Raw genomic sequence first — 12103 nt, forward strand, 5'->3', positions numbered from 1 at the left:
TAGGAGAGCAAGGATGCAGGACGATCCTGTCGTTATCGCTGGCTATGCCCGCACCCCGATGGGGGGTTTCCAGGGCGCGCTTTCGGCGCTCAAGGCCACTGAACTCGGCACGGTGGCGGTCAAGGCCGCTGTCGAGCGCGCGGGCGTGCAGCCGGACGCTGTGGACCGCATCTATATGGGCTGCGTGCTTCCCGCCGGGCTTGGTCAGGCGCCCGCACGGCAGGCGGCGCTGGGCGCTGGCCTTCCCCGGTCGGTCGAAGCCACCACGGTCAACAAGATGTGCGGATCGGGCATGCAGGCGGCGATCATGGCGGCCGAAGCGATTGCCGCGGGCGGGGCCGGGATCATCGTCGCGGGCGGCATGGAAAGCATGACGAACGCCCCCTATGCCCTGCCCAAGCACCGCTCCGGCGCGCGCATCGGCCATGACCGCGTCATCGACACGATGATGATGGACGGGCTTGAGGACGCCTATGAACCGGGCAAGGCCATGGGCGTCTTCGCCGAACAGGCCGTGCGCGACTATCAGTTCACGCGCGAGGAGCAGGATGATTATGCGATCCGCTCGCTCAACCGGGCCAGAGCGGCGATCGAGGCTGGCGCTTTCGTGCGCGAGATCGCGCCCGTCACCGTCCCCGGCCGGAACGGCGGCACGATCGTCGATACCGACGAACAGCCGGGCAAGGCGAAGCCGGACAAGATTCCCGGCCTCAAACCAGCATTCGTCAAGGACGGCACGATCACCGCCGCGAATGCCTCGTCCATCTCCGATGGCGCAGCCGCGCTCGTGCTGACGCGCAAAAGCGTCGCCGAAAGCCACGGATTGCCCATCGTCGCCACGGTTGCCGCCACAGCCGCCCACGCGCATGAGCCCGCGCTGTTCACGACCGCGCCCGTGCCCGCGATCCGCAAGGTACTGGACAAGGCTGGCTGGTCGGTGGACGATGTCGATCTGTTCGAGGTGAATGAGGCCTTCGCCGTCGTCGCCATGATCGCGGCGAGAGACCTCGGAATCCCGGCGGACAAGCTCAACGTCAACGGCGGCGCGACCGCTCTTGGTCATCCGATCGGCGCGAGCGGCGCGCGCATCGTGGCGACGTTGATTGCCGCGCTTCAAAATCGCGGTCTCAAGCGGGGCGTGGCGTCGCTGTGCATCGGCGGCGGCGAAGCGACCGCCATGGCTATCGAACTCAACTGATCGTCCGAAAAGGGGTTTGCATGATTATCGAAGGAGTTGCCGCCATCGTGACCGGCGGCGCATCGGGCCTGGGCGGCGCGACCGCAGCGCGACTCGCGAGGGCAGGCGCGAAGGTGACGATCTTCGACCTGAACGCCGAACTGGGCGAAGCGCATGCGAAGGCGATCGGCGGCCGTTTCGCACAGGTCGACGTCACTGACGAAACCGCCGTCGAAACCGCGATCGAGGAAGCCGAGGCGCTAAACGGGAAAGCGCGCATCCTCGTCAACTGCGCTGGCATCGGCCCTCCGGCGAAAGTCATCGGCCGCGACGGCAAGGCAATCCCGCTCGCGGACTTTTCGAAGATCGTGACCATCAACCTGATCGGCAGCTTCAACGTCCTTTCAAAGTTCGCGGCGCGCATCCACGATGCCGACACGGTGGGCGTCGAGGAACGCGGCGTCATCGTCAACACCGCCAGCGTCGCCGCCTTCGACGGCCAGATCGGCCAGGCCGCCTACTCCGCGTCCAAGGGCGGGGTCGTCGGCATGACCCTGCCGATCGCGCGCGAGTTCGCCCGCTACGGCATCCGGGTGATGACCATCGCGCCGGGCATCTTCCTCACCCCCCTGCTCGCCAGCCTGCCGCAGGAGGCGCAGGATTCGCTGGGCAGCCAGGTCCCCTTCCCCGCCCGTCTCGGCCAGCCTGACGAATATGCGCTGATGGTCGAGCAGATCGTCGCCAATCCGATGCTGAACGGCGAGGTCATCCGCCTGGACGGCGCGATCAGGATGGCGCCGAAATGAGCGGCGCCGGACCAGAGCGCACCGCCGCCATCGCGGCCAGGGTGGAAGCCTTCGTCCGCGATGTGGTGGCGGCCTATGAAACCGACCCCCGCCGCGACCATCATGACTGTCCGGCGGAGGAACTGGTCGCCGAACTCAAGCAGAAGGCGCGCGAAGCCGGGGTTCTGACGCCGCACATCCTGCCGGACGGCAGTCACCTCACCCAGCGCGAGACCGCGATCGTGCTTGCAAAGACGGGCCTGTCGCCCCTGGGCCCGCTCGCCTGCAACACGGCCGCGCCCGACGAGGGCAATATGTATCTGCTGGGCAAGGTGGGCAGCCCGCAGATCAGGGAGCGGTTCCTGAGGCCCCTGGTCGAAGGACGCACCCGGTCCGCCTTCTTCATGACCGAACCGGCGCTGGAGGGCGGCGCTGGCTCCGACCCGTCGATGATGATGACAGCCTGCCATCAGGACGGCAATCACTGGGTCATCAACGGGCGCAAGGCATTCATCACCGGGGCGAAGGGCGCGGGCATCGGCATCGTCATGGCCAAGTCGGCGGACGGCGCCTGCATGTTCCTGGTCGACCTGCCCGATCCGGCGATCCGCATCGACCATATCCCCGGCACGATCGACAGTTCGATGCCCGGCGGCCATGCCGTGCTGACCATCGACAATCTGCGGGTGCCCGCCGATCAGATGCTGGGGAATTCTGGCGAAGGCTTCCAATATGCGCAGGTGCGCCTCAGCCCGGCGCGGCTGTCGCACTGCATGCGATGGCTGGGCGCTTGCATTCGCGCGAATGAGATCGCCACCGACTACGCCAACCGGCGCATGGCCTTCGGCAAGACGCTGATCGACCACGAAGGCGTGGGTTTCATGCTCGCGGAAAACCTGATCGACCTGAAACAGGCCGAACTGATGATCGATTGGTGCGCGGATGTGCTGGACACGGGATCGCTTGGCACGGCCGAAAGCTCCATGACCAAGGTCGCGGTGTCCGAAGCGCTGATGCGGGTCGCCGATCGCTGCGTCCAGGTAATGGGGGGCATGGGCGTCACCAAGGACACGATCGTGGAGCAGGTATTCCGTGAGATCCGGGCCTTCCGCATCTATGATGGCCCGACCGAGGTCCATAAATGGAGCCTCGCCAAGAAGATCAAGCGCGAATGGAAAGCGGCGCAAGCCGGGACGGAACAGCCGTGAGCGCCCTGGGGCAGGAGGTCAATGCCGGGACAAGCCCGGTGCGCGACGCCCATCGTTTTGACGAGGAGGCGCTGGAGCGCTGGATGACGGCGCATGTCGAGGGCTATCGCGGGCCGCTGACGGTCGAGCAGTTCAAGGGCGGGCAATCCAATCCGACCTACAAGCTGGTGACTCCGGGCCGCAGCTATGTGCTCAGGCGCAAGCCGCCGGGAACTACGCTGAAGGGCGCGCATGCGGTCGATCGCGAGGCGCGGGTGCTGACGGCGCTAGGCGGCACCGGCTTCCCGGTGGCGCGGGTCTATGGCCTGTGCACTGACGAAAGCGTCATCGGCAGCTGGTTCTATGTCATGGAAATGGTCCAAGGGCGCATCTTCTGGGATGCCACCTTCCCCTCCGTGGCCCGCGACGAGCGCCCCGCCTATTTCGACGCGATGAACGCCACGATCGCGCAGTTGCACGGCGTCGACTATGCGGCGATTGGCCTGGAAGATTATGGCAGGCCGGGCAACTATTTCACGCGGCAGATCGGCCGCTGGTCGCGCCAATATCTGGAAGATCAGGATGCCGGGCGCGACCCGGACATGGACGCGCTGATCGCCTGGCTGCCGGATCATATTCCCGCTGGCGAGGAAAGCAGCATCGTCCATGGGGATTTCCGCTGCGACAATATGATCTTCCACCCCACCGAGCCGCGCGTGCTGGCAGTGCTCGACTGGGAACTCTCGACGCTTGGGCATCCGCTTGCCGACTTCGCCAATCACGCGATGATGTACCAGATGCCTCCCGATATCGTCGCGGGGCTGGGCGGAACGGACCTTCAGGCGCTGAACATCCCGTCAGAGGCGGATTATGTCGCCGCCTATTGCGCACGCACCGGCCGCACCGGCATTCCCAATTGGGATTTCTACGTCGCCTTCAACTTTTTCCGGCTGGCGGCAATCTTCCACGGCATCAAGGGGCGCGTGATACGCGGCACCGCCGCATCAGCCCATGCACGCGAACGCGCCCAAGCCCTGCCCCGCCTGTCCGCTCTGGCACGCCAGGCGATGGAGAAATGCAAGTGAGCGACCTGCCCGTTCTGTTTGAGATCGACGGCGCGATCGCGACGCTGACGCTGAACCGCCCTGCGGCGGGCAACACAGTGAACCAGCCAATGGCGGACGCGCTTCTGGACGCGGCCATGCGGTGCGACACCGATCCGGCAATCCGCTGCGTCGTGCTGACAGGCATGGGGAAGCTGTTCTGCGGCGGCGGGGACATCAGCGCCTTTGCCGACGCGGGTGACCAGGTCCCGGTCTTTCTCAATAGGCTGGCGGGAACGCTGCACATGGCAGTGACGCGGCTTCTGCGCATGCCCAAGCCCTTGCTGGTGCTGGTGAATGGCCCTGCGGCCGGCGCCGGGCTCAGTCTCGCCATTTCGGGCGACGTCGTGATCGCGGCGGAATCGGCGCACTTCACCGCCGCCTATGGCAGCGTCGGCTTAACCCCCGACGGCGGCATGTCCTGGCTGCTGCCGCGTCACGTCGGGCTGCGCCGCGCGCAGGAAATCATCATTACCAATCGCCGCGTGTCGGCTGAAGATGCCGCCACCATCGGCATGGTCACGCGGACGGTGCCGGACGCCGATTTCGCGGAGGAGGGGGCACGCACTGCGCAAATGCTGGCCCACAGCGCGACCGCTTCCATCGCAGGCGCCGGCGCGCTCCTCCTCGAAAGCGCAAGCAGTCCGCTGGAGAGCCAATTGGAGCACGAGACTCGCGCCATAACCGCGGCTGGCGGTTCAGATGAATGCCAAGCCATATTGGAGATTGATGCCGGCCAGCGGCGCGGGCAGATCGCGCATGTAGTAGGGGGGCGCGCCGACCAGGCTGCACAATTGGCCGAACGACCAGTTGGTGGGCGCGACTGGCATCTCGTTTTCGGGCAGGATCAGCGCGAAACGTTCGGGCTCGTCACGGCGGGCTTCGCCCCCTACCTCACGCCGACTCCCCTGCATTCAAGGTGCCACGGCGCAACTGATCGCGCTCCATGCTCTCGAACAGGGCGGTGAAGTTTCCTTCGCCGAACCCTTCATCCTTCTTGCGTTGAATGAATTCGAAGAAGACCGGCCCGATCGTGGCTTGCCCGAAGATCTGGAGCAGCAAGCGAGGATCGCCCTGCTGCGTCGAACCGTCGAGCAGGATACCGCGCTTCTGCAATTCCGCGACCGGCTCGCCATGGCCGGGCAGGCGTTCGTCAAGCATCTCATAATAGGTGGCGGGCGGTGCGGTCATCAACGGGGTGCCCAGCGCCTTGAGCTTGTCCCACGCGGCGATGAGGTCGTCGCACAGGAAGGCGATATGCTGGATGCCTTCGCCATTATAGGCGCGCAGGAATTCTTCGATCTGGCCGCCGCCAGCCTTGCCCTCTTCGTTCAAGGGGATACGGATCTTGCCGTCGGGCGCGGTCATCGCCTTGCTGGTGAGGCCGGTATATTCCCCCTTGATGTCGAAATAGCGAATCTCGCGGAAGCCGAAGACGCGCTCGTAGAAGCTCGCCCAATGGGCCATGCGGCCGCCATAGACATTGTGGGTCAGGTGATCGATTATCTTGAAACCGGCGCCTTCGGGGTGCCGGTCGACGCCCGGTTCGTACACGAAGTCGATATCATAGATGGACAGGCCGCCATCCTCATCTTCGTAGCGGTCGATGAGATAGATGATCGATCCGCCGATGCCGCGGATTGCAGGCAGGCGCAATTCCATGGGGCCGGTCTTGACATCCACCGGCTCGGCGCCTCGTTCGACCGCCAGTTCATAAGCCTTGGCCGCGTTGCGCACGCGCCAGCCCATGCCGCAGGCCGATGGACCATGTTCGGCCGCGAAATAGGCGGCGGGGCTGCGCGGCTCGTAATTGGCGATCAGGTTGATGCCGCCCTGCCGCCACAGTTGCACGTCCTTCGACCGGTGCCGGGCGATCATGACGAAGCCCATGGCGGCGAACACCGGTTCAAGCATGCCTTTAGCGGGCGCGCTGAATTCGACAAATTCGAAACCGTCGAGGCCGAGGGGATTGTCGAACAGGGTCATGGACCGGTTCCTCTCAAGATTTTCCGGGAGCGAAATGATGAGTGATTCATACCCTTGCTCTTGCTTCGGCACGGGCCTGGGTGCCTGCGTGAAGGACCCGGTCCGCAGGCATGAGGGCACCGGCGTCGATCGGTTGGTGGCCGCGCAGCCGCTCATAGACGGGCCCCAGGTCAGCGTCGCGGGTCTGCCGGAGGAGATCTTCGAAGCTGTCGATCACGAAGTAGTTCTGCTGATAATCGTCGATCCGGTAGCGCGTGCGCATGACCCGCTCCAGGTCGAAGGCGATCCGGTTCGGGGACGGATCGTCAAGCGCGAACAGGCTTTCGCCATAGGATGAGACGATTCCGGCGCCATAGAGCTTCAGGCCGCCTCCACCTCCATCCCGGATGAGGCCGAATTCGACCGTATACCAGTAGAGGCGCGCCAACGCCTCGATCATGCCAAGCTTGGCGGCGCGCAGGCCGCCCTCGCCATAGGCCTGCATATAGTCGGCAAAGGCCGGGTGGACGAGCAGCGGCACATGCCCGAACACATCATGGAAGATGTCCGGCTCTTTCAGGTAATCAAGTTGTTCAGGCGTCCGAATGAAGCGCCCGGCCACGAAGCGGCGATGAGCGAGATGGTCGAAAAACGTCTCGTCGGGGACGAGGCCCGGCACAGCGACAACCTGCCAGCCGGTGGCCCTGAACAGGCGATCGTTCAGTTCATCGAAATCGGGAATGCCGGGCCTGGTCATGCGCAGGACGTCCAGGCCTTCGATAAATGCCGGGACCACGCGGTCCGGCAGCATCCCGGCCTGGCGCGCAAACAGGCGGTCCCATGTCGCATGCTCCTCCGCAGAGTAGGAGGCCCAATCCTGCGGAATGGTCCAGTCGGTAGCCGCTCCGGGCGGTGGCGCGCTATGGTTCGACATGATAATGAATCCAACCATTTCCAGCGAAAAATGGGTTCAGTCTTGGCATGCCTGCGGATGCTTGGACAGCATGTCTCAGATGGGACGCCTTGAATGAAATTTCCACATCATGGGGAAAATGCTGGCGGTGGACTGGCGGTGCGCCACGCTGGAGGCAGGCCCTGGATGAATGCAGAGGTTACGGCTTCGCCTCGGCGGGCGTGGCCAGCGTGGTGTCCTTTGCTGCCGCAGGGGGCATCAATTCCCTGATCACGCCCCAATAGCCGCGCGTGATGTGCGCGTCCGCCGCATAGACCGGGTCGGTCATCAAATGCCTGTGCAACCGGAGCAGGTTGGTCCAGGGCACCGATGGGAACAGATGATGTTCCAGATGATAGCTCACATTGAAGGGCGCGATCAGGAACCGGTCGAGAAGCGTGGGGATGACGGTGCGCGTGCCGTTAAGTTCCCGCTCATTGGCGACGCCGTTATGTTCGGCCATCGCCCGAATCCGGTTGAAGACATTGGCCCAGAGGAATTGAGGGATCAGCAAGAGGCACAATATCTGCCAGCGCCAGGGCGACCACAGCATCAGGCCGTAAAAACACAGCGCCCAGACCACATAACGAATGCGCAGGCTCAGCGGAAAGTCGTAGCCGAAACGTCCGGGATTGTGGAAGTTAGCGAAGGGCGCCCAGACCCGGCTGTCCCGCGCCATCCGATGGAAATTGAGGCCAAGCGCACTGCGGACCAGCAGCCAGGTCATGGCGGGGCCGCTTTTGGGGAAATGCTGGTCAGGGTCCCTCCGTTGGACGCGATAGTCGCGGTCGCGCAGGGTGTTGGTGTAGCGGTGGTGATACATATGGTTCGCGCGGTACAGGTGAATGCTGAAACCGAGCGGGTAAGCGACGAATATATCGCCGATCAGGTCGTTGATGCGGCGGTTGCTGAACAGCATCCCGTGACAGGCGTCGTGCATCATCACCGCCAGGCACTGAATGCGCGACCCGATGACGAGCCCGGCAAGCAGGTAAACCGGAACCCGGTCGACATGAATCGCGATCGCCCCGGCCCCGATGGCGATCACCCATTGCAAAAGGAGCAGCAGCGCATTGCGCCGGTCGTCGATCACCGAAAGTTCCCGGATCAGCGCCAGCGTGCCACGCCGCGAGTAGCGGTATCCGGGCGGACGCTCCGTGGCGATTTCTTCCATGGGAGTATGTCTCCGAATAGAGCGCTGACGTGGGCCGGACGCTATGACCGCCGCGATCCGGCGTCAAGCGCTGGCCCGGACGCGCGTCACTGCCTCGCGCCGGTCAGCTTGCCACCAGCCTCAATCCCGACCGGCGGTTCTGGGCTCTGTAACCATCCGCCTTGGCATCCATCCTTTCGAATGAGTGGATGGTGAGGCCCGGCAGCAGGGCGATGGCGTCGACCTGATCCGCGCCGATCAGATAATCGTCGCCCAGGAACAGCTTCGCCGCACGACCACCCCGTACAGGCGCGCGCAGGAACACTTCGCTGCGTCCGCCGCGCGCGCGCGTCAGCAGTTGCGCCAGAGCATCCACCGCGCCCGGATCGCTGGCGTCGATCACCAGCTTCATCCGAGAGGCGCTGGCAAGCTGGTGGAAGGGTTCGACGCCCCTGATCGTCACGCGGGGCGTTTCCTCCCCCGGCAAGCGGTCCAGTTCCACCATCAGCAGCGCGCAGTCGCCTTCGCGCGCCATATCCTCGATGGCCTTGCACGCATCATCTTCGAAGCAGCTCGCCTGAAACTGGCCGCTGCTGTCGGAGAAGGTCGCGGCGGCATAACGCGCGCCGCGCCGGGTTTCGCGCCAGCGCACCTCTTCGACCATGGCCGCCATCACGGCGCTGGCGCGGCCGCCTTCCGCCACCGGCTCGGCACAGATCGCGCCATAGCTTTTCGCCCCCCGCGCTTCGGCAAGGTGACGATAGCGATCGACCGGGTGGGCGGAGAAATAGAAGCCGAACGCTTCCTTTTCCTGCGCCATGCGATCAGCGGTGGACCAGGTCTGATGCGGCGGAATGCGGACGTCGGCATGAGGCGTTTCGACATCGCCGAAAAGCCCGCCCTGCCCGCTTTCGCGCGCCTCGGCGGCGCTGGCCGCGACGCTCAATATCGTGTCGGCGGCGGCGTGGACGCCAGCGCGATCGGGGTGAATGCCGTCGAACGCGCCCGACGCGGCCAGGCTTTCCAGCTGCCGCCGGTTCAGAAGGCGCGGTTCGATGCGGTCGGCAAAATCGTCCAGCGACGTGAAAGGCCCGCCCATGTCCCGTTCGGCGACAAGCTGCTCCATCGCCTTTTCGCCCACGCCCTTAAGACCGCCCAGCGCGTAACGGACGGCAAAGCCAAGGCGCGGGTCGCCGCCTTCATGTTCGATCGCTTCGACCGAGAAATCGGCAAGGCTGCGGTTGATGTCGGGGGGCAGGCAGGTCAGCCCCATGCGCCGCATATCGTCAACGAAGACGGTGAGCTTGTCAGTCAGATGGATATCGAACGCCATCGACGCGGCATAGAATTCCGCCGGATAATGCGCTTTCAGCCATGCCGTCTGATAGGCGAGCAGGGCATAGGCGGCGGCGTGGGATTTGTTGAAGCCGTAGCCAGCGAACTTGTCGATCAAATCGAACAGTTCGTTGGCCTTGCCCGCCGAAATGTCGCTCCTGGCGCAGCCTTCAACGAAGCGGGCGCGCTGCGCGTCCATCTCCGCCTTGATCTTCTTGCCCATGGCGCGGCGCAAGAGGTCGGCGTCGCCAAGGCTGTAGCCCGCCAGGATCTGCGCGGCCTGCATCACCTGTTCCTGATAGACGAAGATGCCGTAGGTTTCTTCCAGGATGGGTTTCAGCAGGATGTGCGGATATTCAATCTGTTCCTGCCCGTTTTTGCGCCGCCCGAACATGGGGATGTTGTCCATCGGCCCCGGCCGGTAGAGCGAGACGAGCGCGATGATGTCGGCGAAGTTGGTGGGGCGTACGGCGGCGAGCGTCTTGCGCATGCCTTCGGATTCCAGCTGGAACACGCCCACCGTATCGCCGCGTTGAAGCAGTTCATAGACGGCCGGATCATCCCAGCCGAGGCTGTCGAGATCTACGGTAACGCCCCGCCCGGCAAGCAACTGCACCGCCTTTTGCAGCACCGACAGCGTCTTGAGGCCAAGGAAGTCGAACTTCACCAGTCCCGCGCCCTCGACATATTTCATGTCGAACTGGGTGACCGGCATGTCCGACCGGGGGTCGCGATATAGCGGCACAAGTTGCGAAAGCGGGCGATCGCCGATCACCACGCCAGCCGCGTGGGTGGAACTGTGACGCGGAAAGCCCTCCAGCTTCATCGCATAATCGATCAGGCGCTTGACCTGCCCGTCATTGTCATATTCCGCCCGGAATTCGGCCACGCCGTTCAGCGACCGCTCCAGCGTCCAGGGATCGGTCGGGTGGTTGGGCACCAGCTTGGCGAGGCGGTCGACCTGGCCATAGCTCATTTGCAGCACGCGGCCCGTGTCCTTGAGCACGGCGCGCGCCTTCAGCTTTCCGAAGGTGATGATCTGCGCGACGTGATCGGATCCATATTTCTGCTGCACATAGCGGATGACCTCGCCGCGCCGCGTTTCGCAAAAGTCGATGTCGAAGTCCGGCATCGAAACGCGCTCCGGATTGAGGAAGCGTTCGAACAGCAGCCCCAGTTGCAACGGATCGAGGTCAGTGATGGTAAGCGCCCAGGCGACGACCGATCCAGCGCCCGAACCGCGGCCGGGACCTACGGGAATGTCCTGCGCCTTGGCCCACTGAATGAAGTCGGCAACGATCAGGAAGTAGCCGGGAAAGCCCATCTGGACGATGATGTCGGTTTCGAACTTCAACCGCTCGAAATAGGGCTTGCGGCTTTCCTCGTCCCCTATGCCCTGCTTCTCCAGCCGCGCTTCCAGTCCCGCCATCGCCTGTTCGCGCAGCAGCCGCTCCTCCCCTTCGCGGTCGCCCGCAAGGCTGGGCAGGATCGGCTTGCGCTTGGGGGCGGCGACGGCGCAGCGCTGCGCGACCACCAGCGTGTTCGCCAGGGCTTCGGGCAGGTCCTCGAACAGGCGGCTCATTTCCGCAGCCGGTTTCATCCATGCGTGGGGGCAGCTTTTGCGCCGGTCCGCCGTTTCCACATAAGCGCCGTCGGCGATGCACAGCATCACGTCATGCGCTTCATGGAAATGCGGTTCGGCAAAGCAGGTGGGGTTGGTCGCGACCAGCGGCAGGTCGCGATCATAGGCCAGATCGATGAGGCCGGCCTCCGCCTTTTCCTCAATCGCGTCCGAGCGGCGGCAGATTTCAATATAGAGCCGGCCGGGGAAAAGCGCCTCCAGCCTTTCCGTATAGGCCAAGGCAGCGCCCGGCTGGTCTTCCGCGAACAGGCGGGCCACCGCCCCCTCGCCCCCGGCGGTCAGGGCAATCAGCCCATCCGTCCGCCCTTCCATCGCATCCAGGGTGACATGCGGCGCTTCGTCCACCGGCCGGTCGAGATGGGCCATGGACACAAGGGCGCACAGATTGTCGTAGCCCGCTTCATCCTGCGCATAGAGGGCGATCCAGTCATGCACCGCCGCCGCGTTGGCGGGCCGCCCCGGCCGCAGCACGCCCAGCATCGCGCCGATGATGGGCTGAACCCCTTCGCTCTTGCAGGCGTCGGAAAAGGCCATCGAACCATAGAGGCCATTCCGGTCCGTTATGGCCGCAGCGGGGAAGCCCAGCGTGCGCGCCTGCTTCGCGATCTTCTTCGGCTCGATCGCGCCTTCCAGCATGGTGAAGGAGGAAAAGACGCGGAGGGGTACGAAACCGGCATGGGGCATGGTGCCGTGATAGGCGCGGAACATGATTCGACGCCAGTCCCCGGCGACAGAAAAGCTGTGAGTAAGCGCCCGGCCAAGCCGCGCGGCGCATGAGCGTGAGGGACCGGCAGCCGCGCCCTT

At 64.5% G+C, this 12103-nt stretch carries 9 protein-coding genes; 5 read left to right on the forward strand and 4 right to left on the reverse strand.

Features of this window, described 5'->3' with window-relative positions; translation table 11 throughout:
- The first annotated feature begins 13 nt into the window (after nt 1-13).
- From L288_RS38495 to L288_RS0122105, 5 genes are read left to right on the forward strand one after another with little or no spacing between them, the layout of a single operon-like run.
- The gene (locus L288_RS38495; protein WP_021239486.1) at nt 14-1198 is read left to right on the forward strand and encodes an acetyl-CoA C-acyltransferase; all 1185 of its coding nucleotides are present in this window, start codon (nt 14-16) and stop codon (nt 1196-1198) included.
- Nucleotides 1199-1218: 20 nt separating this feature from the next.
- A complete protein-coding gene (locus tag L288_RS38500; RefSeq protein ID WP_021239487.1) occupies nt 1219-1983 on the forward strand; it encodes an SDR family NAD(P)-dependent oxidoreductase in 765 nt (254 codons plus the stop codon).
- On the forward strand, nt 1980-3170 hold the full coding sequence (locus L288_RS38505; protein WP_021239488.1) for an acyl-CoA dehydrogenase family protein: 1191 nt from the start codon (nt 1980-1982) through the stop codon (nt 3168-3170). The genes L288_RS38500 and L288_RS38505 overlap by 4 nt, the downstream gene beginning before the upstream one ends.
- Nucleotides 3134-4234, forward strand: a complete 1101-nt coding sequence (locus L288_RS38510; protein WP_021239489.1) for a phosphotransferase — start codon at nt 3134-3136, stop codon at nt 4232-4234. Before L288_RS38505 ends, L288_RS38510 begins: the two co-directional genes overlap by 37 nt.
- Complete coding sequence (locus L288_RS0122105; RefSeq protein WP_021239490.1) at nt 4231-5220, forward strand: enoyl-CoA hydratase/isomerase family protein; 990 nt, start codon at nt 4231-4233, stop codon at nt 5218-5220. Before L288_RS38510 ends, L288_RS0122105 begins: the two co-directional genes overlap by 4 nt.
- Here the strand turns inward: L288_RS0122105 and hppD are convergent.
- The 4 genes from hppD to dnaE form a co-directional block, all read right to left on the reverse strand.
- Complete coding sequence (hppD, locus tag L288_RS38515) at nt 5147-6238, reverse strand: 4-hydroxyphenylpyruvate dioxygenase (RefSeq protein ID WP_021239491.1); 1092 nt, start codon at nt 6236-6238, stop codon at nt 5147-5149. The genes L288_RS0122105 and hppD overlap by 74 nt on opposite strands.
- A 46-nt stretch (nt 6239-6284) precedes the next feature.
- Entirely contained in the window at nt 6285-7151 is an 867-nt protein-coding gene (phhA, locus tag L288_RS38520) for a phenylalanine 4-monooxygenase (protein WP_031304778.1), read from the reverse strand.
- Between the two features lie 178 nt (nt 7152-7329).
- Nucleotides 7330-8343, reverse strand: a complete 1014-nt coding sequence (locus L288_RS38525; RefSeq protein ID WP_021239493.1) for a fatty acid desaturase family protein — start codon at nt 8341-8343, stop codon at nt 7330-7332.
- Nucleotides 8344-8446: 103 nt separating this feature from the next.
- Nucleotides 8447-11983, reverse strand: a complete 3537-nt coding sequence (gene dnaE / locus L288_RS38530; RefSeq protein ID WP_031304779.1) for a DNA polymerase III subunit alpha — start codon at nt 11981-11983, stop codon at nt 8447-8449.
- Nucleotides 11984-12103: the final 120 nt, after the last annotated feature.

The organism is Sphingobium quisquiliarum P25 (assembly GCF_000445065.1).
Taxonomy (GTDB): domain Bacteria; phylum Pseudomonadota; class Alphaproteobacteria; order Sphingomonadales; family Sphingomonadaceae; genus Sphingobium; species Sphingobium quisquiliarum.